Annotated in this window: 26 protein-coding genes; all 26 read left to right on the top strand. The window is 52.9% G+C overall.

The features are described 5' to 3' along the window. Positions 1-161 precede the first annotated feature (161 nt). The 26 genes from veg to ACFVSO_RS27585 all read left to right on the top strand — a co-directional run bounded on the left by veg (position 162) and on the right by ACFVSO_RS27585 (position 24,424). A complete protein-coding gene (veg, locus tag ACFVSO_RS27710) occupies positions 162-434 on the top strand; it encodes a biofilm formation stimulator Veg (RefSeq protein WP_116050072.1) in 273 nt (90 codons plus the stop codon). 155 nt (positions 435-589) lie between these two features. Then, the gene (locus ACFVSO_RS27705; RefSeq protein WP_387479967.1) at positions 590-775 is read left to right on the top strand and encodes a small, acid-soluble spore protein, alpha/beta type; all 186 of its coding nucleotides are present in this window, start codon (positions 590-592) and stop codon (positions 773-775) included. A 128-nt stretch (positions 776-903) separates the two neighbouring features. Further along, a complete protein-coding gene (gene ispE / locus ACFVSO_RS27700) occupies positions 904-1,758 on the top strand; it encodes a 4-(cytidine 5'-diphospho)-2-C-methyl-D-erythritol kinase (RefSeq protein ID WP_387479966.1) in 855 nt (284 codons plus the stop codon). Positions 1,759-1,840: 82 nt separating this feature from the next. Further along, a complete protein-coding gene (purR, locus tag ACFVSO_RS27695; protein ID WP_387479965.1) occupies positions 1,841-2,668 on the top strand; it encodes a pur operon repressor in 828 nt (275 codons plus the stop codon). A gap of 15 nt (positions 2,669-2,683) precedes the next feature. Further along, positions 2,684-3,082 (top strand): RidA family protein, encoded by a 399-nt coding sequence (locus ACFVSO_RS27690; RefSeq protein ID WP_387479964.1) that lies wholly within the window; start codon positions 2,684-2,686, stop codon positions 3,080-3,082. Positions 3,083-3,212: 130 nt separating this feature from the next. Continuing rightward, positions 3,213-3,494 (top strand): septation regulator SpoVG, encoded by a 282-nt coding sequence (gene spoVG / locus ACFVSO_RS27685; protein WP_087571183.1) that lies wholly within the window; start codon positions 3,213-3,215, stop codon positions 3,492-3,494. Positions 3,495-3,624: 130 nt separating this feature from the next. Next, entirely contained in the window at positions 3,625-5,019 is a 1,395-nt protein-coding gene (glmU, locus tag ACFVSO_RS27680) for a bifunctional UDP-N-acetylglucosamine diphosphorylase/glucosamine-1-phosphate N-acetyltransferase GlmU (protein ID WP_387479963.1), read from the top strand. A gap of 94 nt (positions 5,020-5,113) precedes the next feature. Next, positions 5,114-5,767: a 50S ribosomal protein L25/general stress protein Ctc gene (locus ACFVSO_RS27675; protein ID WP_387479962.1), complete on the top strand. Its 654-nt coding sequence runs from the start codon at positions 5,114-5,116 to the stop codon at positions 5,765-5,767. A gap of 503 nt (positions 5,768-6,270) precedes the next feature. Continuing rightward, positions 6,271-6,834 (top strand): aminoacyl-tRNA hydrolase, encoded by a 564-nt coding sequence (gene pth / locus ACFVSO_RS27670; RefSeq protein WP_387479961.1) that lies wholly within the window; start codon positions 6,271-6,273, stop codon positions 6,832-6,834. Between the two features lie 63 nt (positions 6,835-6,897). Beyond that, positions 6,898-7,128, top strand: coding sequence for an anti-sigma-F factor Fin (fin, locus tag ACFVSO_RS27665; protein ID WP_387479960.1), 231 nt, complete (start codon positions 6,898-6,900; stop codon positions 7,126-7,128). A gap of 174 nt (positions 7,129-7,302) precedes the next feature. Beyond that, positions 7,303-10,863, top strand: coding sequence for a transcription-repair coupling factor (gene mfd / locus ACFVSO_RS27660; RefSeq protein ID WP_387479984.1), 3,561 nt, complete (start codon positions 7,303-7,305; stop codon positions 10,861-10,863). Positions 10,864-11,191: 328 nt separating this feature from the next. Beyond that, the gene (locus tag ACFVSO_RS27655; RefSeq protein WP_387479959.1) at positions 11,192-12,310 is read left to right on the top strand and encodes a peptidylprolyl isomerase; all 1,119 of its coding nucleotides are present in this window, start codon (positions 11,192-11,194) and stop codon (positions 12,308-12,310) included. Positions 12,311-12,476: 166 nt separating this feature from the next. Further along, positions 12,477-14,081: a spore germination protein gene (locus ACFVSO_RS27650; protein ID WP_387479958.1), complete on the top strand. Its 1,605-nt coding sequence runs from the start codon at positions 12,477-12,479 to the stop codon at positions 14,079-14,081. A gap of 20 nt (positions 14,082-14,101) precedes the next feature. Next, entirely contained in the window at positions 14,102-15,202 is a 1,101-nt protein-coding gene (locus ACFVSO_RS27645) for a GerAB/ArcD/ProY family transporter (RefSeq protein ID WP_387479957.1), read from the top strand. Further along, positions 15,199-16,449, top strand: coding sequence for a Ger(x)C family spore germination protein (locus tag ACFVSO_RS27640; protein ID WP_387479956.1), 1,251 nt, complete (start codon positions 15,199-15,201; stop codon positions 16,447-16,449). The genes ACFVSO_RS27645 and ACFVSO_RS27640 overlap by 4 nt, the downstream gene beginning before the upstream one ends. Positions 16,450-16,514: 65 nt before the next feature. After that, positions 16,515-16,709, top strand: a complete 195-nt coding sequence (locus ACFVSO_RS27635; protein ID WP_387479955.1) for a CLC_0170 family protein — start codon at positions 16,515-16,517, stop codon at positions 16,707-16,709. A 69-nt stretch (positions 16,710-16,778) separates the two neighbouring features. Then, positions 16,779-17,651, top strand: coding sequence for an SPFH domain-containing protein (locus tag ACFVSO_RS27630; RefSeq protein WP_387479954.1), 873 nt, complete (start codon positions 16,779-16,781; stop codon positions 17,649-17,651). 13 nt (positions 17,652-17,664) lie between these two features. Further along, positions 17,665-17,838, top strand: coding sequence for a type II toxin-antitoxin system antitoxin (locus tag ACFVSO_RS27625; RefSeq protein ID WP_182914504.1), 174 nt, complete (start codon positions 17,665-17,667; stop codon positions 17,836-17,838). 448 nt (positions 17,839-18,286) lie between these two features. Beyond that, positions 18,287-18,829 carry a stage V sporulation protein T gene (gene spoVT / locus ACFVSO_RS27620; RefSeq protein WP_387479953.1) on the top strand — a complete coding sequence of 181 codons (543 nt, stop codon included), beginning with the start codon at positions 18,287-18,289 and terminating at the stop codon, positions 18,827-18,829. Between the two features lie 153 nt (positions 18,830-18,982). Further along, positions 18,983-20,656, top strand: coding sequence for an oligosaccharide flippase family protein (locus tag ACFVSO_RS27615; RefSeq protein ID WP_387479952.1), 1,674 nt, complete (start codon positions 18,983-18,985; stop codon positions 20,654-20,656). A gap of 32 nt (positions 20,657-20,688) precedes the next feature. Next, complete coding sequence (yabN, locus tag ACFVSO_RS27610) at positions 20,689-22,197, top strand: bifunctional methyltransferase/pyrophosphohydrolase YabN (protein ID WP_387479951.1); 1,509 nt, start codon at positions 20,689-20,691, stop codon at positions 22,195-22,197. Between the two features lie 185 nt (positions 22,198-22,382). Then, entirely contained in the window at positions 22,383-22,655 is a 273-nt protein-coding gene (locus tag ACFVSO_RS27605) for an HU family DNA-binding protein (protein WP_116050095.1), read from the top strand. A gap of 3 nt (positions 22,656-22,658) precedes the next feature. After that, the gene (locus tag ACFVSO_RS27600) at positions 22,659-22,946 is read left to right on the top strand and encodes an RNA-binding S4 domain-containing protein (protein WP_387479950.1); all 288 of its coding nucleotides are present in this window, start codon (positions 22,659-22,661) and stop codon (positions 22,944-22,946) included. A gap of 271 nt (positions 22,947-23,217) precedes the next feature. Beyond that, positions 23,218-23,502 carry a sporulation protein YabP gene (yabP, locus tag ACFVSO_RS27595; RefSeq protein ID WP_387479949.1) on the top strand — a complete coding sequence of 95 codons (285 nt, stop codon included), beginning with the start codon at positions 23,218-23,220 and terminating at the stop codon, positions 23,500-23,502. Then, on the top strand, positions 23,499-24,116 hold the full coding sequence (gene yabQ / locus ACFVSO_RS27590) for a spore cortex biosynthesis protein YabQ (protein ID WP_387479948.1): 618 nt from the start codon (positions 23,499-23,501) through the stop codon (positions 24,114-24,116). The genes yabP and yabQ overlap by 4 nt, the downstream gene beginning before the upstream one ends. After that, the gene (locus tag ACFVSO_RS27585; protein ID WP_387479947.1) at positions 24,116-24,424 is read left to right on the top strand and encodes an FtsB family cell division protein; all 309 of its coding nucleotides are present in this window, start codon (positions 24,116-24,118) and stop codon (positions 24,422-24,424) included. Before yabQ ends, ACFVSO_RS27585 begins: the two co-directional genes overlap by 1 nt. The last annotated feature ends 55 nt before the right edge of the window (positions 24,425-24,479 follow it).

Below are 24,479 nucleotides of genomic sequence, written 5' to 3'. Positions count from 1 at the left end.
GGGAATTATGCACAAACTATTGTTTAGATTTTCTCATTTTTAAAAAAATGGGTGAAATCACCGTTGACAAGAGAAATATTGGACTGATATAATATTTTGCCTCATTTGACAAACCCTCTTTTTTTGGTTATAATGGACAAGGAAAGAGGTGGTAGCTGACAATGGCAAAAAATGCGCTGTTGGATATAAAACGCAGCTTGGAAGCCCATGTGGGATCCAAGATCCGTCTTCGGGCAAACGGTGGTCGCCGAAAGACCATTGAACGGACCGGCACGTTGGAAGAAATCTACCCTTCTGTGTTCATTGTTAAGCTGGATGAGGAACAGCACGCTTTCAAACGCGTTTCCTACAGCTATGCGGACATCCTGACAGAATCTGTGGAAGTGACCGTGTGCAATGATGAGGGTCAAGTACGCATCGCTTTTCAACAATAGATCGACATAAGTTTCATAAGGCCGATAAGGCATCTGGCGCAGAGCAATCTGTGCTTTTTTTTGCGCATAATCGTCTGTAGGGGACACATACTACCTTCGTCAAGCCGTGTTTGCAGCATGAATGAGCAAATTCCAGACAGCGGAGGGATATGGATATGGGACGCAGAAGGCGCAGCGTAATGTCAGAACAGCTGAAGTACGAGCTGGCCAAAGACTTGGGATTTTACGATACCGTCCAGCAGGAAGGCTGGGGCAGCATTAAAGCGAAGGATGCCGGCAATATGGTCAAGCGCGCGATTCAGTTGGCGGAGCAAGCAGCGTCGAAGTCACAGCAGCCATAGTGAAGGTGCGTAGAAGCTAAACCTGTGCGGACTGCAAAGAAGCAGTTGCCATGGTTTAGCTTTTCTTGTATTCCTTTGTTATAATGGGGCTTAAGCTAAGCTTAGAGACGAACGGGTGAACATATCGGATGAAAATTTATGAAAAAGCACCAGCCAAAATTAATTTGCTGCTGGACGTGCTTCGCAAACGGGATGACGGTTATCACGAAGTCGAGATGATCATGACCATGGTCGATCTGGCCGACCGCCTGGAGATGGAAGAGCTTCCGCGCGACACGATTATCATATCAAGCCAAGTCGGCTATATTCCGCTGGATGAGAAGAATCTGGCTTTTCAAGCGGCAAGGCTGATCAAGGAACGCTACGACGTCAGGAAAGGCGTCTATATTCATCTGGATAAGAAAATACCTGTGGCTGCCGGTCTTGCAGGCGGAAGCAGCGATGCAGCTGCTGCGCTTCGCGGCTTGAACCGGCTGTGGGATCTGAACATATCGGAGGACGAGCTGTGCGTGCTTGGGGCGGAGCTTGGTTCTGACGTGCCGTTCTGCGTTACGGGAGGGACAGCCATCGCACGGGGCAGGGGAGAGAAGCTGGAGCATATTGATCCGCCGCCGCAATGCTGGGTCGTGCTGGCGAAACCGCCGATCAATGTGTCCACCGCCGATGTATACGGACGGCTGCGTGCGAACGAGCTGAAGCACCATCCTTCCGTTCCCGCGATGCGGGATGCTCTCGCGAAAGGTTCCTTCCAGGACATGTGCGCGGGACTTGGCAATGTACTGGAGACGGTTACGCTGGATCTCTATCCGGAAGTTCTTCAATTGAAGGAGAGCATGCTTCGTCTGGGTGCCGACGGGGTGCTCATGTCTGGCAGCGGACCTACCGTATTCGGACTTGTATCGAAGGAAGCGAAACTTCCTCGTATCTATAATGGACTTCGCGGATTTTGCAAGGAAGTATACGTGGTAAGAATGCTTACATAATCATGACGTTCTTCTTGCTTAAATCCGTATAAAAATGTTATATTGTGTTTATATTATTCGGATTTAGTGGGGGGACATGGAAATGAAGAAGTTGAAACGAAGCTCGAGATTAGTAGAAATGACGCAATACCTGTTATCTCGTCCCCACACGTTAATTTCGCTGACAGCATTTGCTGACCGCTATCAATCCGCGAAGTCTTCCATTAGTGAGGATTTGGCTATTATAAAAGAAGTGTTCGAGGAAGAGGGCATCGGCGAATTGCAGACGCTCGCAGGCGCTGCTGGCGGAGTGCGGTATATGCCGCAGATGCGGCAGACTGTTGCGCTCGATATTATGAAAGACATCTGTCTTAAGCTGGAGCAGCCGGATCGCGTGCTTCCTGGCGGCTATCTGTATATGACAGATATGCTTGGACAGCCGGAGCTTCTGGCTGATGTTGGCCGCATGTTCGCGACGGCATTCTCAGGCCGCAAGATTGACGTCATTATGACGGTGGAGACAAAGGGCATTCCGCTTGCTTATGCGACAGCAGCTTGCCTGAATATTCCGGTTGTCATTGTTCGTAGAGACAATAAGGTGACGGAAGGCTCCGCGGTAAGTATTAATTACGTGTCGGGCTCGACCAAGCGCATTCAGACGATGTCGCTTGCGCGCAGAGCCTTGAAGGAGCAGTCACACGTTCTGATTATAGACGACTTTATGAAAGCCGGCGGCACGATTCAGGGCATGATGGACTTGCTCTATGAATTCAAGGCGACGGTAGCTGGCGTCGGCGTATTTGTGGAGTCTGGCGAGGTAGAGCTGGAGGAGCGGCTGCTGGAGGACTATGTGTCGCTTGCCAAGCTGACAGCGGTAGATATGAAGACGAAGCATACCACGGTTGTTCCGGGCAATTATTTCAAAAGCTGAGAGGCGGGAATAGTCATGACAACAAATACGAAGCTGGAAGTCATCTCGACGAGTGAAGCGCCGGCCGCGATTGGTCCTTATTCGCAAGCGATTAAGCTGGGCGGATTGCTCTTTACATCCGGCCAGATTCCTCTGGATGCATCAGGCGCTCTAGTAGAGGGCGGTATCGAGGAACAGACGCATCAAGTATTCCGTAATTTGAAAGCGGTATTAGAAGAAGCGGGAGCGTCATTCCAGGACGTGGTGAAAGCGACGGTATTCATGAAAGATATGAACCAATTCGCAACGGTCAACGGCATCTATGCTTCCTATTTTGGCGACCATAAACCGGCTCGTTCCGCTGTAGAGGTGGCAAGGCTTCCGAAGGATGTCTTTGTCGAAATAGAAGTGATTGCATCGACATATGTCGAATGAAAACGAAAAAAATGCATACTAAAAAAAATATTTTAAATTGAGTATCATTTTACCAAAAAAGCAGAAGGAATTGGCACAAAAACGTGGAAGTATACACCAAGTCTCAGATAGGCAAAGGTGGTGAACACAAGTGCAAATTACTGATGTCAGACTCCGCCGTGTGAACTCGGAAGGTCGCATGAAGGCTATTGCTTCCATAACCATTGACAACGAATTCGTGGTTCACGACATTCGCGTTATCGATGGTAATAATGGTATGTTTGTAGCTATGCCTAGCAAGCGGACTCCGGATGGTGAATTCCGTGATATCGCTCATCCGATTTCTTCCACGACTCGTGAGAAGATTCAAGCTGCCGTCCTGGCAGAATATGAGCGCGCGGCTGATGAAGTTGCGATTGAAGAAGGGGCATAATAGCGGAGCTATTCAGCTTCTGCAAAAATGGTATCGTATGGAAAAGAGAGCCCAGGCTCTCTTTTCTTTTGTTTCAATATGAGCTATATTCGAGTGAGGATTGCTAGGTGATAGGGAGGGTATTCAAAAAATGAGAGTGATGGCGATTGTACTGGCTGCCGGTCAAGGCAAACGGATGAAATCGAAACTATATAAAGTGCTGCATCCCGTCAGTGGGAAGCCGATGGTAGGCCATGTACTGGATACAGTCAAGGAAGCGTCCAGCGAACGGACGGTAGTTGTGGTCGGGCATGGAGCAGATATGGTGAAGTCGTATTTGGGCGATGCTGCGGAATACGTGCTGCAAGAGCAGCAGCTTGGAACGGGCCATGCGGTTCTGCAGGCTGCGCCCCTGCTCGGCAAGGAACAAGGAACGACGATCGTGATCTGCGGCGATACGCCGCTTGTTCAATCCACTACGCTGCACGCGATGCTGAAGCTGCATGCGGATAGCGGAGCAGCTGCTACGATTCTGTCGGCTTCCTTCGAGAATCCGGCTGGATACGGCCGCATTATTCGCGGAGAGGGCGGCACGGTACAACGGATCGTTGAGCATAAGGACTGCTCGGCGGAAGAATCGGCGGTACAAGAAATTAACACAGGTACGTATTGCTTCGACAACCGCAAGCTGTTCGACGCTTTGGGCAAAGTGACCAACGAGAATACGCAGGGCGAATACTACCTGACTGATGTGATCGGCTTGCTGAAGGAAGCGGGAGAGGTCGTACAGGGCTATTGCACCGATGATACAGCGGAAGCTATCGGCGTCAATGACCGTGTCGCGCTGGCGGAAGCGGAGCGCTATATGCGCGAGCGTATCAACCGCAAGCATCTGCTGAACGGCGTGACGATTATCGATCCGGCCAATACATATATTGAGGCCAGCGTGCAGATCGGCTCAGACACGGTCGTCTACCCGGGTACCGTTCTCCGCGGATCTACCGTAATTGGCGAAGATTGTGTCATCGGTCCGGCTGCGGAAGTGGTGGATACCGTGATTCATAATGGCGCTTCGATTAAATACTCAACGTCTTGCGAATCGGTCATTGGCGAAGAAAGCGCAGTCGGCCCGTACGCTAATCTGCGCCCGGACTCGAAGCTTGGCCGGGGGTGCAAGGTAGGCGATTTTGTCGAGCTGAAAAACGCATCACTGGATGACGGCAGCAAAGTGTCGCATCTGAGCTATATTGGCGACGCTGTTGTAGGCAAGGACGTCAATATTGGCTGCGGCGCCATCACGGTCAATTACGATGGCTTCAACAAAGCGGTAACCGAAATTGGTGACGGCGCCTTTATCGGCAGCAACGTGAATCTGATCGCCCCGGTAAAGGTGGGTAACGGGTCATATGTCGTTGCGGGAACGACCATTACGCAGGATGTGCCGGACGGGGATCTGGCGATTGCCCGTGAACGTCAGGTCAACAAGCCGGGGTATGCGGACAAGATTCGCGCCCGGGCGAAGGCGAAGAAAGAACGCACAGATTAGCTATTGTCGGCTCGACACGGCCTTATATGTGATTAATTTCTGATAGATGTGGGTAAAGTGATATGGACATCCAATTCTTCGAGGAGGGTTCCATATGGCAATTGCAATACAAGCGGAACAACGGACCGGGGCTACCAAAGGCGATTTGCGCCAGCTGCGCATTAGCGGCCAGGTACCTGGCGTCGTATATGGCAGGCAACTGCAGTCTTCGGCTGTAATCAGCGTAAGCGAGAAGGAATTGTCTACCTTGCTGCGTTCTCATCCCAACGCGGTGCTGGAGCTGAATGTACCCGAATCTGGTGTGCATTCCGTCATGGTGGCGGATGTTCAGCGCGACGCGCTGAATCATAAGCTGCTTCACGTAGATTTCCGCCAGATCAATATGAACGAGAATGTACGGGCGAGCGTCCGTATTGACGCGACAGGAGACTCTACCGGCGTACGTGAAGGCGGCATTCTATCAGTAATCCTTCATGAGCTGGAGGTTCAGTGTCTGCCAGGTGATATTCCAGAAGCCATCGAGGTCGATGTATCCGAGCTTGGCATCGGCGACAGCATTCTCGTCTCCGATCTTAAGCTGCCTGGGGGCGTAGAGGCCAAATCCGATTCCCAGCTTGTGATCGTCACGGTGCTGGCGCCGCAGAAAGAGCTGAGTGAGGAAGAGAAGGAAGCGCAGGATGTGGAAGCGCAAGAAGCGGAATCGCGTTCCGACAATGCGGTTCACGAGGAAATCTCAACAAGCACTTAGAAGGCCATATCAATATGCCTGGCAAGCTGTCCTCCCTGGAGGGCAGCTTGCTTGCGTTCGGGGACAACTCTTCGCAAATTAACGCTAATTGTGCTACATTTAAGGAGGGAATGTGGTTGCCGAAAGATGCTAGTTGCACCATAGCTACGATGGGTGCGCACAAGCTTTTTTGCTCAAGAATCAGGTTTTCCAAACCTGAGCTTACGCTTAGGTTAAAGCTGAAGACCAAGCTTATGCTTACGAAGTAGGTTTTCCTCAATCTAAGCTTACACTTAGGTGAAAGCAGAAAACCAAGCTTATGCTTACGAAGTAGGTTTTCTCCAACCTAAGCTTTCGCTTAGGTTAAGCAGAAAACCTTAGTAGATGCTTACGAAGTAGGTTTTCCCTAACCTAAGCTTTCGCTTAGGTTAGGGTCGAAAACCTTAGTAGATGCTTACGAAGTAGGTTTTCCTAACCTAAGCTTTCGCTTAGGTTAAGCAGAAAACCTTTTAGGAGGATATCATATGAAATGGATTGTTGGGCTCGGTAATCCGGGTGCTCAATATAAGGATACACGGCATAATGTCGGATTTATGGTCGTGGATGAGCTGGCGAAGCGATGGGGCTTCACGCTGACTCCTCAAGGCAAGCATAGAGCGGTGATCGGCGAGGGCAATGTCGGCGGTCAGAAGGTGGCGCTGATTAAGCCCATGACGTATATGAACCTGTCGGGAGAAGCTGTACGCTCGTTCCTTGACTACTACAAGGCTGATCTGGCCGATGGCATTATCGTCTACGATGATCTGGATACCGAAATCGGAAGGCTAAGGCTTCGCTATCAAGGCAGCGCAGGCGGGCATAACGGCATCAAGTCGCTTATCCAGCACCTGAATACACAGAGCTTCAACCGAATTCGAATGGGGATTTCGCGTCCACAGCCAGGCATCGTCATCTCCGATTACGTTCTGGCGAACTTTCCGAAGGCGGAGCGCGACAAGCTGGCGCACATGATTGAGCAGGCCTGTGATGCCGCTGAATTCGGATTAAAGGCGCCATTTGAAGAAACGATGGCAAAGTTTAATCGGTAACCGTTAATTTGTGGCGTTACGGGGCATACTGAAGGGTATAACTACTCTTCAGGAGGCATACATATGGCTGTAAACTATATATGCAGACATTGCAAGACAGCGATGGGCTCCATCGACAGATCGTCAGTGACAGAGCAGCAGCTCGGTTTCCATTTCTTGACCCCCGAAGAGCGCAGCGATATAATAGCGTATGACTCAAACGGTGATGTTACGGTCAAGGTTGTTTGCGATTATTGCAACGAAGCGCTGACTACGAATCCTGACCTATTGTTGGTCAGCAATCCTCTTCAATAAACCGATAGAAACTTGCGAGAACAAGCTATGCCGCCTTGTGGCCGGATGTAGCTGTTTTTGCGTGGGCAGATCAATCCGGGCTGAAGCTTCCAAGCTGACCGACTGGTATGAGCCGATCGGCGGGGGAATGCTGCAAGTCCCTAATCTATGACAAACAAAAATTTTCACCCGAACATGGTTGTGTATAGAAAAGAGGTGCCGCAAACGTTGAAAGCGCTAATTCAAGCTTTTGCCGCAGATTCGGACGTCCAGTCAATCTTGTCCGGTATCCGCAAAGGGATGCGTGAGCAGATGGTATCCGGGCTCGCCGGCTCTTCCCGCCAAGTGTTGATCGCAGCGCTGGAAGAAGCGGTAGAGCGTCCGATGCTGGTTGTGACGCATAATATGTTCTCCGCTCAGAAGATTGCGGAGGATCTGCAAGAATGTCTATCACCTGATAAAGTGATGTTATATCCTGCCAATGAGCTTATGGCTGCGGAAGCGGCGATCTCGAGTCCCGAGACGCTGGCGCAGCGCATGGACGTGCTGATCAAGCTGTCCAAGGGCTATCGCGGGATTATTGTCGTGCCGTTCTCTGGCGTGAGGCGCTACCTTCCGATTAGCAGCGTTATGGCTGACGCTCAGATCAAGATCGCAGTCGGCGATTCGCTGCCGATGGACGGCTTTCTGCTCCAAATGACGGCGCTCGGCTATGTGAGGGCAGACCGCGTGGAATCGCGCGGAGAGATGAGCGTACGGGGAGGCATCGTTGACTTCTATCCGCTTACGGCATCGCAAGCGTACCGGATCGAGTGGTTCGGCGACGAGATTGATTCCATTCGTGCCTTTGATCCCGCAGAGCAGCGTTCGTCGGACCGTATGGACTCCTACGTGATTCCGCCTTGCCAAGAGATTATTGCAGACGCTACTCGAATGTCAGTTGCGGCCAGGCATGCTGCGGATCTGTTGGAGAAGCAGCTCGATAAAATGACGGACCGTACGGCGAAGGACCGGCTGCGTTCTGAAATTGGCAGCGAGCTGGAGAAGCTGAGAGAGCAAGTCTACTTTCCTGAAATCTATAAATATATTGCACTGCTTTATCCGGAACGGCAGACGATTCTGGATTATATGCCAAGTGATACGCTTCTTGTGCTGGATGAGCCGACGCGTCTCATCGAGACGGCGAAGCAGCTGGAGCGGGACGAGAGCGAGTGGGCGCTGCATCTGCTGCAGAGCGGCAAGTCACTCCCTGGGCTGGTGCTTGCACGCGATACGGATGAGATTCTTCACCACCGTCCGTTCCCGACGTTGTTCTTATCCCTGTTCTTAAGACAGATTCCGCATAGCCAGCCGCAGAACATCCTCAATATGACCAGCCGTTCCATGCAAAATTTCCACGGCCAGATGAACGTGCTGAAGTCGGAGATGGATCGCTGGAAGAAGATTGGCGCGAACGTTATTATGCTTGCAGGCAATGCGGAGCGTATGGATCGCATGCGCCGCGTGCTGGATGATTACGGCATAGAGCCGCCTAATCTGCTGGAGGGCAATCTTCAGCAGGGCTTTGAGCTGCCTTCTTCGCATCTGGTCGTCATTACGGAAGGCGAGATGTTCTCACAGAAGCAGCGCAAGCAGCGGCGCATCGACAAGAAGATGGACAACGCCGAGCGCATCAAGAGCTATACCGAACTGAAGGTCGGCGATTACGTCGTTCACCACAATCATGGCATCGGCAAATATGTCGGCATCGGCACGCTGGAGATCGGCGGCATTCATCGCGATTACTTGCATATTCTGTATTCCGGCGGCGACAAGCTGTCGGTGCCGATCGACCAGGTCGACATGATTCAGAAGTATGTCGGCTCCGAGGAAAAAGAGCCGAAGGTCAGCAAGCTGGGCGGCGCCGAGTGGACCAAGGCGAAGAGCAAAGCGAGAGCTTCCGTACAGGATATCGCCGACGACTTGATCAAGCTGTACGCGCAGCGTCAGTCAACGCCAGGCTTTGCCTTTGGAGAGGACACGTCCTATCAGCAGGAATTCGAAGCGATGTTCCCTTACGATGAGACGAGGGACCAGCTTCGTGCGATAGAAGAGATTAAGAGAGATATGGAGAAGGGCCAGCCGATGGACCGCCTGCTATGCGGCGACGTTGGCTATGGCAAGACGGAAGTCGCGGTGCGCGCGGCATTCAAGGCGGCGATGGAGAGCAAGCAGGTCGCCGTTCTGGTGCCGACGACGATTCTGGCGCAGCAGCATTATGAGACCTTCCGCGAGCGGTTCTCCGGCTATCCGATCAATGTGCAGGTACTAAGCCGATTCCGCTCCCGCAAGGAGCAGAACGAGACGATTAAGGGACTGAAGAACGGAACAGTGGATGTGGTGATCGGCACTCATAGACTGTTGTCTCAGGATATTATTTTTAAGTCGATTGGCCTGCTGATCGTGGATGAGGAGCAGCGGTTCGGCGTATCGCATAAGGAGAAGCTGAAGAAGCTGAAAAACAACGTGGATGTGCTTACGTTGACGGCAACTCCGATTCCGCGCACGCTGCATATGTCCATGCTGGGTGTACGCGATTTGTCCGTCATTGAGACGCCGCCGGAGAACCGCTTCCCGGTTCAGACGTATGTCGTGGAATACAGCCCGGCCCTTGTGCGTGAAGCGATCGAGCGCGAGCTTGCCAGAGGCGGGCAAGTCTATTACCTGTATAATAGGGTTCAAGGCATCTACCAGATGGCCGAAGCGATCAACGCGCTTGTGCCGGATGCGAAGGTGACCGTCGGGCATGGTCAGATGTCCGAGCAGGAGCTGGAGAAGACGATTCTGGACTTCCTGGACGGCGAGTCCGATGTACTCGTCAGCACGAGCATTATCGAGACGGGCGTCGACATCCCGAATGTGAACACGCTTATCGTGCATGACGCGGACAAAATGGGCTTGTCCCAGCTCTACCAGCTTAGAGGGCGCGTCGGACGATCCAATCGAATCGCTTATGCCTACTTCACATATCAGCGGGATAAGGTGCTGACTGAGGTGGCGGAGAAGCGTCTGCAGTCTATCAAGGAATTTACGGAGCTGGGCTCCGGGTTCAAGATTGCTATGCGTGACTTGTCTATACGCGGTGCCGGGAATCTGCTTGGAGCGGAGCAGCATGGTTTCATTGCGTCTGTCGGCTTCGATATGTATTCGCAGATGCTGGCTGAGGAGATTGCGAAGCGCAAAGCGGAGATGACTGGCGAAGAAGTGGTGGAAGAGAAGACGGTCAGCACGGTCATCGACATCAGCGTGGATGCGTACCTGCCTTCTGACTACATCTATGACAGCATTCAGAAAATCGAAATTTATAAAAAAGTGGCGACTGTCCGTACCTTCGAGGAGTGCGACGATTTGATCGACGAGCTGATTGACAGATTCGGCGACCTGCCTCAGGCGGTCAGCAATTTGATGTCAGTGGCCCGGCTTAAAATCTATGGCAGCCTATACGGAATCGAGATGATCACCCAGAAGGGAGACGATCTCATATTCCGCATGTCCGAGACCCAGAGGGGCCGCGTTGCCCGGAAAAAAGTGGACCAGCTCTGCCTGAAGCTGGAGAACCGCTTCAAGCAAAGTGCGGAGCAAGAGTCGCCGCCGACCGTTCTCCTTCGCGGGAAAGGACTGAATATGGAGCAGAAGCTTCATTTGTCAGAGAAGTTCATGGAGGGCTACAGCGAAGCCCTGCCTAAAAAGGAAGAGCTGCAGAACGCGACGTCGTAGGACAGATTCGCTTTTCGGGTTCCTTTTCTGATACAATAAAAACAGTTTATGTTCAAAGTCGGTTGGCATCATGTCATGCTTCGTGATCAGGAGTGACTATTGAACAGCCTCTAATATAGTGCGTGTTCTAAAAGTCGGATTTTCAGCACCGAGAAGGTTGCGAGAACCTGAAGAAGGAGGAGCGGAGTGTAGGCAAACCTATATGAGCACCGGACTTCGAAGGTGAACGCAAGATTCGATGTCGAATACGCTTCTTGGCTGACTTCGTGATCAAAAGACGATTTTTTGAACAACCTCTAATAGCTTATAATCTGAAAGGGGATTCTACATGTTTCACAGTACACGCAAATCGACATGGCGCAGAAGCGCACTGCTCGTCCTTGCAGCGGTGCTCGTCATGACGATGCTGGCGGCATGCGGCGGCGGCAAAGGGAAGGGCGAACATTCCTTGCAGTTCAAGAACGTAGACAAGGGCGAGGTTGTCGCGACATTCAAGGATGGCAAAGTTACGCAAGATGAGCTTAAAAAGTATCTGGACGTCTATGTTCTGGCTCAGCCGGCTTACGAGTCGGTCGTGGAGATCCCGCAATTCCAGGAGATGCTGCTAGAGCAATACGTAAGCTTCAAGCTGCTTAGCGCTCAAGCATCCGAAGCGTCTATGAAGGAAGCACGCAAGCAAGTGGACGAGCAACTGACAGGATTCAAGGAGCTGAAAGGATCGGACAAGACCTTTGCAGATGAATTGAAGACGAAAAAAATCTCGGATGCGGACATCGCGACTTTCCTGCTGCTGAATTCCGCAGCTGTCGTGCATATGAATTCCCTGGTAACAGATGAAGATATGGCGAAAGCCTTTGAAACGATGAAAGCTGATTTTGCGGTATCCGACGTGCGCCATATCCTGGTTCAAACGACTGAGACCGATCCGAATACGCAAGAAACGAAAGAGCTCCGTACCGACGAAGAAGCGCTGGCTCGCGCCAAGGAAGTAAAGGCGAAGCTGGATGCAGGCGGCGACTGGAACGAGCTGGCTAAGACGTATTCCGATGATGGCGGCTCCAAAGACAAAGGCGGCTTGTATGAAGCAAGCCCAGGCAGCAAATGGGTAGAGCCTTTCAAAATCGCGACTTACGAGCAGGAAATCGGCGTGATCGGCGAGCCTGTCAAATCCGATTTTGGCTACCATGTCATCAAAGTTGAGAAGCGTGAAGACAAAAAGCTGGATCAACTGACTGAAGAAGAGAAGAACCAAGTAAAAGGTGCAGCGGCTTACACGTACATGGAGAAATTCATGACGGAAGAAATGCCGAAGCAAGAGCTGAAGATTACGCTGCCTAAAGCTGAAGAAGGCGCAGGCGAAGGCGAAGCACCAGCAGATGGCGAAGCTCCAACAGCGACGCCAGCCGATGGTGATGCTGCAAAAGGCGACGAGAAAGCCGCAGAATAAATTCAGCTATATCGCATAGAACGACTAAGACCGTTTGACCGGGCATCATGCCGGACAGACGGTCTTTTTTGTATGGGGACTTTGGATAGATTTTCCCTGAATTGAAAACACTAAAACGGATACGGTACAGGACGGACTGCGACTATCGATGAAGGGCGGTGACAGCATGAGGCTAATCAAGGGATATAGGCGTACGAAGCAACCGAAGAAGCTTCCTACCAACCATACGTTGTCTGAATACAAAGACATGAGACTGAGCGGCTCGCTAAAGCAGCTGGAAGATATTATAGACCATACGCTGGGTACAAGCGCCGATCTAGCCGTGCGGAAGTTTCAAGTATTCGGCCGCTTCCCCGCCGTCATGTTCAGCTTCTCTCATATGGTTCAGCAGGCAGTGGTCAATGAAGATATTATCAGACCGTTCATGCATGTCCCTAGACATCTGCAAGACCGCAACATCGAGCTGGCGCAATTGCCGGACATCCTCTTGTACGAGACGCTGTATCACGGGGAAGCTGAATTGCAAGGGGAAATCGATCTCTTGATTCGGGGGGTGCTGGGCGGGGATACGGTTGTGGCCATTGAAGGCATGTCAGAGGCTTTCCTGATCGGTACGCGCAGTATCGACAAGAGAGGCATCGAGCAACCGGCTACGGAGCAGGTCATCCGCGGACCGCGTGAAGGCTTCATCGAGTCCTTGGGCACGAATTTGGCCCTCATCCGTTATCGGCTGCAATCGACTGAGCTGCGTGTTGAATCTAGAGAGATCGGAACCCGGACAAAGTCCAAGGTAGCCATATGCTATATGGATGGCATTACCGACCCTGAGCTGTTGAAGGAACTGGATCGCAGGCTGTCGGAAGTGAAGATTGACGGTGTGCTGGATTCTGGGTATCTGGAGCAATTTATCGAGGACAATAAGTGGTCGCCTTTCCCTCAGGTACAGTATACGGAGCGGCCGGATAAGGTCGTGGCCAATTTGCTGGAGGGCAGGGTCGCGATTCTTGTTGATGGCTCACCATTGGCTCTGGTTATTCCTACTGTATTCGGGCAGTTCTATCAGACGGTAGAAGATTATACGGAGCGATTCCTGCTCATGAGCGCCATTCGAATGGCGCGTCTGGTTGCCCTGATCTTCTCGCTTGTCTTTCCGTCCTTGTACGTCGCCATCATTTCGTTCAATCCTGAGCTTATCCCGACGGAATTCGCAGTGGCTGTAGCAGGCGGAAGAGCGGGCGTGCCGTTCCCGGCTGTCATTGAGGTGCTGATTATGGAGGTCTCCATGGAAGTGCTCCGGGAAGCGACGATCCGGTTGCCTCAGCAGGTCGGCGGCGCTCTGTCGATTGTCGGCGTGCTTGTCATCGGACAAGCAGCTGTAGCGGCAGGCTTCGCCAGCCCGATTACCGTCGTGATTATCGCGCTGACTACAATCGGTTCATTCGCAACGCCGGCCTACAATGCCGCGCTCGCGCTTCGGCTGCTGCGTTTCCCGCTCATTATTATGGCTGGTATATTCGGCTTGTACGGCATTATGGTCGGTCTTATTGTGATCGCGAATCATGTGCTGTCGCTGAAATCATTCGGCGTGCCTTATCTGAGTCCGCTCGTGCCGGGGGATAAAGAGGGGATAAAGGATCTGCTCATACGGGCACCGATCAAATGGATGAAGACCAGACCGGCATTTCTCCATCCTCAAGATAATATAAAGCTGCAAGTGGAAGATCAGGCTTCACCCCCGAGCACTGATGAAACAAGTCCGGAAAAAAGATAGGCGGAAGGAGCACCATCGACATGGCCAACACGCAGACCAGACAAATTACGGTTCTTCAGACAGCGGCTATACTCGTCAGTACGATTATCGGCGTAGGTGTGCTGTCGCTGCCTCTGTTTGCGGCCAGGGCGGCCGATTCGGCTGCTCCGATTGTGACTCTCTTTGGCATTATCGTCGCTTTCATCGGACTGGCGCTCATTACATGGCTGGGCATACGATTCCCGGACCATACGATCATCGAATACAGCGAGCAAATCCTCGGCAAGTGGATTGGGCGTCTTGGCAGTGTATGCATCATTGTGTTCTTCGCGGTGTTGACGTCGCTGACCGCCAGGGAGTTCGGCGAGGTGGTGGTTACCGCAGTGTTGAAAACAACGCCGGTCGAAGTAACCGTCATCGTGATGCTCATGCTGGCCGCGGTATCGGCGCGGAAGTCGCTGACAACTTTCGCGTATATTCACAATTTCTATTTCCCTTTGCTGCTGGTGCCTTGCTTGTTAATCGCCATTCTGTCGCTCAGTAATGCAGAGATAATCAACTTGCAGCCGATGATATGGTCCAAGCCTAATCATGTTCTTCTAGGAACGATTACGATTGCCGCGCTATTCCAGGGCTCATTCATCCTGACTTTAATTATCCCGTCGATGAGACAGCCCAAGAAGGCCATGAAGGCAAGCGTTTATGGCATTTTGATTGCTGGAGGACTCTATTTGGTTATCGTATCGGCAGCTGTTAGCGTCTTCGGCGCTGAAGAGATTAAGAAGCTGCTATGGCCCACGCTGGAGCTGGCTAAGGGCACTAACTTGCCGGCTAATATATTGGAGCGGCTCGATGCGGCGTTTCTCGCCGTATGGGTGACAGCGGTATTCACGACGCTGCTGTCCAGCTACTTCCTGACAGCCTATGCGATGAAGCAGCTATTCCGTTTGCGCGAGCATCGGGTGTTCTCGTTTATTTTGTTTCCTTTTATATTTTTTATGGCGATGATTCCTCAGAATGTGACTCAGCTATATGGCATCATCGAGCATGTCGGTCGATTCGGCCTGATCATCACGATTGCTTATCCGGCGGTTTTGCTGCTTCTAGCCATGATGCGCAAGAAGAGGGGGCAGGTACAGTGAAAACCAAGGAGACGCGCCGCTCCTTTCGATTCATCTGCGCAGTTCTTCTGCTGACCCCCTTGTTAAGCGGCTGCTGGGACCGGCTGGAGATCGATGACCGGGCTGTTGTACTGGGCGTATCGATCGATGAGGTGGGCAGCGAGGAAGCGGCGAAGCGCGAGGAGAACGAGGTAACCCATGTGAGGGGCTCTCTCCCTCCTCCGAAGGAGGGGATGGTCAGGGTAGGCGTGCAGATTGCGCTTCCTGGTCAGATTCCGCTTGGTCCCGGCGAAGCGGGCGGCGCGGGAGGCGGCAGTCCGAACCGGACTGTGTGGGTGATTCATGTGGTCGGCCACTCTATTAACGATGCCTTTATGAATTTGCAGCAACAGGTATCGAGCCGGCTGTTCTTCGGTCATCTGCGGATTATCGTCATCTCGGAAGCAGTCGCGAAAAAGGATATGAGCAATATTAATGATTACTTCCGCCGCAACCCGGAAATACGCAGAATGGCCTGGATGATGGTGTCCAAAGGAAGGGCATTCGAGCTGATGAATGCGGCCCCCAAGCTGGAGCGGATACCGACGCTATACTTGTTGTCCACACTCGACAATGCGATTAAGATGGGCAAATTTCCGAAGGATTATATTGGACAGTATTGGAGCAATTCCTCGAAGAAAGGTCAGGAAGGTTTCTTGCCCTACGTGGAGATCAAGGAGCAGGATAATGTCGAGATTCAGGGGCTGGCCTATTTCCGCGGAGAGAAGCTGGTCGGCATCACGAAGCCTCTGGAGATATCCGGGTTCCTTGGTCTGCGCGGCATTAATCCGGCTGGTTATCGCGCGGTCGTTCTGCTGGATTCGGAGGATATGTCTACCGCCGTTATGACGAACGTGACGCATAGGCATTCCAAGATTGATCTAAGTGTGAAGGATGGCAAGCCGCATTTTCGGATTAAAGTAGAACTGGAGGCAAACCTGGCAGAGAAGATGAGCAGCAGCATATCACTGGATGATCCTGCAACGATCGCCAAGATCGAGCGAAAGCAAGAGGAAGGCTCGGTCCAGTTCTATAACAATATTATTGAGAAGACACAAAGCAAAGGCTCTGATATATTCGGCTTTGGCGAGATGGTCCGGGCCAAAAAACCGGGGTACTGGCATCAATATATCGGGACGAAGGAAAAGTGGCAGGAGATGTACAAGGAGACGACCTTCGATATTGATGTAGCGGTACGGATTCGCCGTATTGGCATGAAGGCTACGTAACGCATCGATTTTTTGGCCTATGCGATGGAGCAAGAATAGGGCTGCAATAGGAGGAGATGGAAAAAATGATGTTAAGCGTGGTCACGATTGGCCTGTCAGGTTACCTTTTTTTCATCTGTGTCTTATGCGGCTTTTTCCTGCTGTTCATTGATGCCAAAGAAACCCATGTAACCAAAAGAGAATACCGATTGTCTAACATCTTCGGCTGGATTCACCTGATTCTGGGCGTTTCTATTCTGTTGATCCTTTGGCTAGCATAAAATATCAGTTGCTTATATTTGTAAAAAGTGATATCATTAACATATCATAATGATATGGGAGTGAATCTCATGAGAGAGAAAAAAGCATTATATGTCAGCGGATATCTGGCACTTCTGATTGCGATTGTTGCAGCTGTAGGCGGTGCGGCGCTGATCATCCTTCAGCTGTCCTCGACGTCTGTATCGGCATTCAGCATTCTACTGGGAGTTGTGCTTCTCCTTGTGGCCTTTCTGATTACGACGTCATTAGTTATTGTTCAGCCGAATGAAGCGAAGGTTATTACCTTCTTCGGCACGTATATTGGTACGATTATCGAGAGCGGCCTATGGATGGCTCTGCCGCTTACGACAAAGGCGACGATATCGCTTAAGGTGCGCAACTTCAACAGCCAGAAGCTGAAGGTGAATGATGCGGAGGGCAATCCTGTGGAGATTGGCGCGGTTGTGGTCTTCAAGGTCGTGGATACGGCCAAGGCTACCTTCGACGTCGATCATTACGAGCGGTTCGTCGAGATTCAGAGCGAGACGGCGATCCGTCATATTGCAGCACAATATCCGTACGACATCTTCGATGACGAGAATGGTGTATCGCTTCGCGGCAATGCGGATGAAGTGGCAGCCGAGCTGCAGCGCGATCTTCAGAAGAGGCTGGAGGTTGCAGGCGTGCAACTGGTCGAGACGCGGATTACGCACCTCGCTTATGCGCCGGAGATCGCAAGTGCAATGCTGCAGCGTCAGCAAGCAATTGCGATTGTAGCGGCGCGTCAGAAGATCGTCGAAGGGGCAGTCGGCATGGTAGATGCCGCGCTGCGGAAGCTGGAGGAGAACGGAATCGAACTGGATAGCGAGCGGCGGGCCGCGATGATCAACAATTTGATGGTTTCGATCGTATCCGACAGGGCGGCGCAGCCTGTCATCAATACGGGCTCTCTGTACAGCTAAGGAACGCTGAATTATGGGGAAAGAGAAGAAGGCGTTCCCGCTGCGCCTCGATCCCGACATCCATCGTGCGCTTGAGCAATGGGCCGCTGACGAATTCCGCAGCGTGAACGGTCATATCGAATTTCTGCTGCGCGAAGCGCTTAGCAAGGCAGGACGGCTTGGAAAGCCCCGCAAAGAAGAGGAATAATCGGGACGGCATATGCAGACTGGCTGCGTATGCCGTCTTTGTCGTAGATGGACAACTCTGGATACATACGGCTAGAGAGGGCATCATAAGGCTCTGGGCCGTGAGGGGCAGCTCGCATTTGGCGGTTCTTCAAGGGAACAGCGGGTCGTATTGGAGACGTGCATAAGAAATTGGGAGCGGATGAATACTATGGTCAGATTCAAATTCTCCATTGAAGAATCTTAACACTTCAGGTACCGGAGCAGCACCAAGACCCTACGATAACAACGGCCTGCTGCGAATGTTCTGGTATGGGATATGATCTGCCAAGCTGCCGGCTTGGCGCTACCCGGAAGAAATTCGAGGACGCCGAAAGTCCTCGTGGAGCTCTCAGTGATGTTTTTTATAAAAAAGTGATGCATGAATCCAGTCGATTCAAAATCCTCTAGGGAAAGCGGGGCAACAAGAAATGAAAGCAACTGGAATTGTACGTCGTATCGACGATCTCGGGCGTGTGGTGATTCCGAAGGAGATTCGCCGTACGTTGCGTATACGCGAGGGCGACCCACTGGAAATATTCGTTGACCGTGACGGTGAAGTCATCTTGAAGAAATATTCTCCGATCGGCGAGCTGGGCGACTTCGCCAAGGAATATGCGGAATCGCTGTACGAGAGTACCGGGCATATTACGCTGATTGCCGACCGTGATACCATTATTACGGTAGCAGGGGCTTCCAAGAAAGAACTGTTGGACAAGCCTGTCGGCAATACGCTGGAGTCATGCATGGAGAATCGCAAGACGCTTGCGGAAACGAATGGCGGCGCTTATGAAATTGTGAAGGACGTACAGGATCAATACAGCTCGTTCGTCGTGGCCCCTATTATTGCTGGCGGAGACCCCATCGGTGCGGTTGTACTGCTGAGCAAGGATGATTCCGTCAAGATGGCACAGCTTGAGACGAAGATGGCCGAGACGGCTGCAGGCTTCCTCGCGAAGCAGATGGAGCAATAAGCGATACCTTATTGGCGCCTACACATAAGAACATGAAGACACGGCTTCTCCGCACAGCTTTCGTGTTGCGGAGAAGCTTTTATTTTTGTATCTGCTCCCGTTTACGGTATAATCATTAATCATAACCATTCATAGGGAGCAGGGGACTAACATATGGGCCGGACGGCATCGAGACTTCGCGGAGGCGGAATCTGGCGGAACGGCGTAATCCTGATGGCAGGGGCTGCGCTCGTCTCCAAGCTGGTAGGCGCTTTGCAGAAGATCCCGCTGCAGAATTTGGCAGGAGACCGCGTATTCGGCATCTATAATGCCGTCTATCCGTTCTATCAGCTGATTGCGGTCTTGGCTACAGCGGGTCTGCCTACGGCAGTATCTATTATTATTGCGCGCAAGCTTAAGGAAGATGAACCTCTGGAGGGGACAAGGAGTACGGTTATCGCCGCATCGATTCTTCTGGGAGCGACAGGCGTCTTCGCGTTTCTGGGAATGTGGCTTTCCGCCGACCTGGCGGCATCATGGATTGGCGATGATTCGGCGGCACTGGCCATCCGTGTATTGTCGGCTGCGCTGCTATTCGCGCCGTTCGCTGCTGTGCTTCGCGGCTATCAGCAAGGGAAGAGACGGATGGGCTTGTCTGCCGCATCCCAAGTCACCGAGCAATGCGCACGCGTTGCGATTATGATTCTAGCGCTGCAAATTGGCTTGAACGCGGGCTGGAGCGATTCCGCCTTGGCTGCGGGCGTGATGAGCGGAGCGGGCGCGGGTGCGCTCGTCGCGCTTGTGCTTCTGTCGATAGGAGGCTGGCGCGAGCGGACGGCAAGACGGCAAACCGCTCGAACCCCGTTGGGAACCCGCCGTATTCTGCGGGAGATGAAGGAATTGGCTGTCTTGGCCGCTCCGGCTGCGCTGGCCTCTATCGTCGTGCCGGTTGTAGGGGTGGTCGATGCCTTTATGGTGCCGCGGCTGCTGGGAGACAGCGGCATGGCTGAATCGACGGCGATGAGCCTCTTCGGCGTATATAGCCGCGGCGGTCCGCTGGTGCAGCTTGTTACGATGGTCGCGGCTGCCGCAGCAGCGGCCATGGTGCCGGGTCTCGTGACCGCTAAGGCCGGAGGCCAGTTGGACGAGCTGCAGACCCGTCTGTCGTTGCAGCTGAGGATGGCCTGGATGATGGGCGGAGCGGCGGCCATCGGCCTCTTGCTGCTGGCAGAGCCGCTCAACATCATGCTCTACAAGGATGCGAAGGGCACGCTTGCCTTCGCGCTTGTCGGCTGCACCGCGCTGGCCGGCTGTGTGAACGCGATTGTCGCGCCCGCGCTGCAAGCGCTCGGCTCGGCGCGGGTGCCTGTGGCGCTGCTCTTGCTCGCAGCGCTGCTGAAGGGCGCGCTGAACGCCGCGCTGGTGCCCTCCCTCGGTATCGAGGGAGCAGCGCTCTCCGGCGTGATCGCGCTAAGCGCCGCCGCTTTACTGGGCGCGGCGGCGCTGCGCCGTGCGGCTGCGGGGCTCCGCCTGCCGCACGAGCGGGTGAAGCGGCGGGCGAGCATTAGCCCCGCCGCCGCAGGCTTGGTCGCGCTGGCGGCTATGGCCAGCGCGGTACTGCTAGCCCAGCGCGTGCTTGGCGCCGCGCTTGGGTACGGGCTGCCGCAGCGAAGCTTGGCGGCAGCCCTGTCGCTGGCGGGCGCAGCCGTCGGCGTGATCGTCTTCGCCGTCGCCGCTCTGCGCGCAGGCGCGATAGACGCGCGCGAATGGCGCGCGATTCCGGGCGGCGATCGGCTGGCCGCCCGGCTGCGGCGGCTTCGGCTGATCCCGCCGCTGGACGAGCGGTAGCTCGTCCCCTTACATAAGGAGGAGGATTCAAGGTGACATATTCGCCAATTGTGATTGTTGGACTTGGCTCCGGCGACCCCGATCAACTTACGCTGGGCATCTGGCGGCGGCTGCAGGCGGCGAAGCGCGTCTTCGTCCGTACCGAGCACCATCCCGTGATGGCTCTGCTCCAAGAACATAACATTCCGTATACCTCATTCGACAGCTTGTATGAGCAGCATGATTCCTTCCCGGAGGTGTATGAAGCCATCGCTGCAAGACTGCTGCAGGAAGCGCTGCAAGGCGGGAGCGAGCCTGTGGCTTCGGCACCTGCCGATGCTATTCTCTATGCTGTCCCCGGCCATCCGATGGTGGCGGAGCGCACGGTACAGCTGCTTCGCGAGCGTTGTGTGGAAGAGGGCGTAGAGCTGACCGTACTGGGTGGCGAGAGCTTTCTGGACGCAGCCTTCGCCTCTCTGGGCCTTGATCCGATTGAGGGCTTCTCCCTGCTGGATGCGGCGGAGCTGAAGGCTTCTCTTCTGCAACCGGAGTTGCATACAGTCATCGGTCAGGTGTATGATGCTTTTACCGCTTCTGACGTCAAGCTGGCGCTGATGGAGCGATACCCGGAGGATTACGAGGTCGTTATCGGCCATGCACTGGGTGTACAGGGACAGGAGCGGATCATCTCCGTTCCGATCTATGAGCTCGACCGCAATCAGGAATACGGCAATCTCTCGATCATTTATGTGCCGCGCTCCGAGGATCCGGCCTTGCGCAACCGGACGTTCGAACGGCTGCATGAGATCGTGGCCATCCTGCGCAGTCCTGAAGGCTGCCCGTGGGACCGCGAGCAGACGCATCAATCGATTCGTAAGAACTTCATTGAAGAGCTCTATGAGGCTTTGGAAGCCATTGATAACGACGATCCTGACGGCATGCAGGAGGAATTTGGAGATGTCATTCTGCAAGTGATGCTGCATAGCCAGATGGAAGAGGAAGTTGGCGCATTCTCGGTCTATGACGTCATAGAGACGCTGAACGAGAAGCTGATCTTCCGTCATCCTCACGTGTTCGGCGAGACCGGCGCACAGAATGCGGACGAAGCGCTGGCGAACTGGGAAGGCATGAAAGCGGAGGAGAAGCGGAGGAAAGGAACAGACGCGGCAAGGGTGTCGCAGCTGGACGGCATTCCGCCGGATCTGCCTGCGCTTATGAAGGCTTACAAGCTGCAGAAGAAAGCGGCGAAGGTCGGCTTCGACTGGGATGAGCTGGGACCTGTCCTATCGAAGATCGAAGAAGAGCTGCTAGAGCTGCGAGAAGCGATCTCTTCCGGAGACGGAGAGAAGCAAGCGGGTGAGCTGGGCGACCTGCTGTTCGCCGTTGTGAATGCGTCGCGGTTCATCCACGCTGATCCCGAGGAAGCTCTCTCTCGGACGAATCGAAAGTTTAAGAGCCGATTTCAATATATTGAAGAGCAGCTTCGTATAAACGGCAAAACTTTTGACCAAACTGATTTACTAGAGATGGATCGATGGTGGGAAGAGGCTAAGAGACTTTAGCTTTTATGACTTTCGCCACAATTCGCCTAAATTCCGCACTATTCCCAAAAAAAATTGCAGTACGCGGCAGGATTTTGTTCTCTCAAGCAGAATAAGTATTCTTCGTAAGAGCAGATTTTGCTAATGGGTGAGCCGCCTCGACGCGGCAGCCACAAATAACCGTTATTTATTAGGAGGATATTCACATGAACAAAACAGACCTGATCAACAACATTGCAGAGAAGAGCGGACTAACGAAACGCGACGTTGAAGCTGTCCTGAACGGCTTTCTTGGCGAAGTAACTGACGCGCTTGCAAGCGGCGACAAAGTACAATTGATCGGCTTCGGTACTTTCGAAACTCGCAAACGTTCCGGCCGCGTGGGCCGCAACCCGCAAACGGGTAAAGAAATCACGATTCCAGAATCCAAAGTTCCTGCATTCAAAGCAGGCAACAAGCTGAAAGAAGCGATCAAGTAATACATGCGCTTAGATAAATTTCTCAAGGTGTCCCGCCTGATCAAACGCCGTACCGTTGCGAAGGATGTATCCGAGCAAGGGCGCGTGTGGATTAACGGCCGCGAAGCCAAAGCGAGCAGTGCCGTCAAGGTTGGGGACGAGCTCCAGATCCAGTACGGTCAGAAGATCGTGACGGTCCGCGTGGAGCGTCTCACCGAGACGACCCGCAAGGATGAAGCCAGTGAGCTCTATACCTTGGTGAAAGAAGAACAGCGCCCGCGCGAGAATGATCTCGATTGGGAGAAGCAATAATAGAAGGGCTGTCCGGCTTAGGCCGGGCGGCCCTTTTCTGCTGCAATTAGGTATCGTGGATAGTTGGCTGTGCACAAAGCCTTCGCATTCAGGGGACGCTTGTCCTAACGAAGCTTTGTCCCCGTCTATTCCAGATTCGACGCTTTCGCGACCGCAAAACACTTAAGGCATTTCATTTTGGAATTGTCTCTCTGCTTAAGATTCGCAGGTTCTAAACCTTGTCCTTCTCCCATACAGTAATAGAGAAATTAACGAAGCGGGGGACGAGTCTATGGCGGAAGCGGGCAAGGGGCAGAAGAATCAGGATGTAAAGCTGATTAATCGGAAGCTGCTGGAGCTTACCGGGGTCGTGAATGTGGAGAGCTTCGACAGCGAGGAATTTCTGCTGGAGACGGAGCTGGGCTTTCTGACGGTTACCGGACAAAATTTGCATATTAAGCATTTGAGCCTGGAGCAGGGCTTAGTTGCTATTGAAGGATTGGTCCATTCTCTCGCCTATCTGGACGGAGCGGCAGCCAGCAAGTCCAAGGGGCTGTTCGGAAAGCTGTTTAAGTGACGTTAAGCGTACAATGGATGACGGTAGCCGTCATGCTGCTATCCGGGCTTAGCATGGGTGTCGTCTTTGACGGATACCGCGTTGTGTCGAATGAGCTGCGATTTCCGCGATGGTGGCTGCCGGTGCTTGATATCATCTATTGGATGGCGGCTGCGGTCGTCGTGTTCCGAATGCTGTATGCCAGCAACAATGGCGAGGTGCGGGCATACGTGTTTCTAGGACTGGCTATCGGGGTAATCCTCTATTATTGGCTGTTAAGCAAGCCAGTGATCGGCCTGGTGAAATGGATAATCGGCGCTATACGAGCTCTTATCTCATTCATTTTTAAGGTATTCGACATTATGATCATCAAGCCGATTCTGTTGCTTTACAAAACCGTGATGGTCATTTTAGGATTTGGGTCTGCGCTCACTATTTTCCTTCTAAAAATTGTGGTACAATTGGTTCGTCCAATTTGGCTATTGCTGTTATGGATGATAAAGCCTGTGACTCGCCCGCTGGGGCGCTGGCTGAAGCCGCATTGGGAGCGATGGAGGGTAGAGGAGCGTCTCGCGAAGGGACTAGCTGCCATTACCAGGCGTTGGAATCAATGGTTTAGGAGGGGTCAGCGTTAATGTCGAAAGCAGCTGCAAAAAAATCAGTAAGCGGATCTGCCGCGAGACGCCGGTACAGGATCTGGATGATGTTCATTGTCCTGTTCATGGGCTGGGCGGGTTATACCTTATTCGGTCAAATGCAGCAGCAAAAGGCGACGTTCGAGAAGCTGACGACGATCGAGAGCGGGATTGAGGAAACCAGATCTCAGACAGAAGCGCTCAAGCGCGAAGTGGAGCGCCTGAACGATCCAGAATATATCTCTCAGCTGGCTACCAAGGAGCAAGGAATGGTAAAAGAGGGAGAACAGCAAATATTTAGCGAATAATGGGGCGCCTTATCGGGTGAACGTCTGTTGACCTTGCTTCGGCGATTCGGTTATA

The organism is Paenibacillus sp. NPDC057967, from assembly GCF_042887015.1.
Taxonomy (GTDB): domain Bacteria; phylum Bacillota; class Bacilli; order Paenibacillales; family Paenibacillaceae; genus Pristimantibacillus.
Note: the sequence above shows the minus strand (reverse complement) of the source record. Positions and strands in the feature narration are given on the sequence as shown.

Coding starts and splice junctions, on each gene's coding strand:
- glmU (WP_387479963.1), top strand. CDS start 3,625: ATGAGAGTGATGGCGATTGTACTGGCTGCCGGTCAAGGCAAACGGATG.
- mfd (WP_387479984.1), top strand. CDS start 7,303: ATGGTTGTGTATAGAAAAGAGGTGCCGCAAACGTTGAAAGCGCTAATT.
- ACFVSO_RS27615 (WP_387479952.1), top strand. CDS start 18,983: ATGGGCCGGACGGCATCGAGACTTCGCGGAGGCGGAATCTGGCGGAAC.
- ACFVSO_RS27605 (WP_116050095.1), top strand. CDS start 22,383: ATGAACAAAACAGACCTGATCAACAACATTGCAGAGAAGAGCGGACTA.
- ACFVSO_RS27690 (WP_387479964.1), top strand. CDS start 2,684: ATGACAACAAATACGAAGCTGGAAGTCATCTCGACGAGTGAAGCGCCG.
- ACFVSO_RS27625 (WP_182914504.1), top strand. CDS start 17,665: ATGGGGAAAGAGAAGAAGGCGTTCCCGCTGCGCCTCGATCCCGACATC.
- pth (WP_387479961.1), top strand. CDS start 6,271: ATGAAATGGATTGTTGGGCTCGGTAATCCGGGTGCTCAATATAAGGAT.
- veg (WP_116050072.1), top strand. CDS start 162: ATGGCAAAAAATGCGCTGTTGGATATAAAACGCAGCTTGGAAGCCCAT.
- purR (WP_387479965.1), top strand. CDS start 1,841: ATGAAGAAGTTGAAACGAAGCTCGAGATTAGTAGAAATGACGCAATAC.
- ispE (WP_387479966.1), top strand. CDS start 904: ATGAAAATTTATGAAAAAGCACCAGCCAAAATTAATTTGCTGCTGGAC.
- ACFVSO_RS27705 (WP_387479967.1), top strand. CDS start 590: ATGGGACGCAGAAGGCGCAGCGTAATGTCAGAACAGCTGAAGTACGAG.
- ACFVSO_RS27655 (WP_387479959.1), top strand. CDS start 11,192: ATGTTTCACAGTACACGCAAATCGACATGGCGCAGAAGCGCACTGCTC.
- ACFVSO_RS27630 (WP_387479954.1), top strand. CDS start 16,779: ATGAGAGAGAAAAAAGCATTATATGTCAGCGGATATCTGGCACTTCTG.
- spoVT (WP_387479953.1), top strand. CDS start 18,287: ATGAAAGCAACTGGAATTGTACGTCGTATCGACGATCTCGGGCGTGTG.
- ACFVSO_RS27675 (WP_387479962.1), top strand. CDS start 5,114: ATGGCAATTGCAATACAAGCGGAACAACGGACCGGGGCTACCAAAGGC.
- fin (WP_387479960.1), top strand. CDS start 6,898: ATGGCTGTAAACTATATATGCAGACATTGCAAGACAGCGATGGGCTCC.
- ACFVSO_RS27600 (WP_387479950.1), top strand. CDS start 22,659: ATGCGCTTAGATAAATTTCTCAAGGTGTCCCGCCTGATCAAACGCCGT.
- ACFVSO_RS27585 (WP_387479947.1), top strand. CDS start 24,116: ATGTCGAAAGCAGCTGCAAAAAAATCAGTAAGCGGATCTGCCGCGAGA.
- ACFVSO_RS27645 (WP_387479957.1), top strand. CDS start 14,102: ATGGCCAACACGCAGACCAGACAAATTACGGTTCTTCAGACAGCGGCT.
- ACFVSO_RS27650 (WP_387479958.1), top strand. CDS start 12,477: ATGAGGCTAATCAAGGGATATAGGCGTACGAAGCAACCGAAGAAGCTT.
- ACFVSO_RS27635 (WP_387479955.1), top strand. CDS start 16,515: ATGATGTTAAGCGTGGTCACGATTGGCCTGTCAGGTTACCTTTTTTTC.
- yabP (WP_387479949.1), top strand. CDS start 23,218: ATGGCGGAAGCGGGCAAGGGGCAGAAGAATCAGGATGTAAAGCTGATT.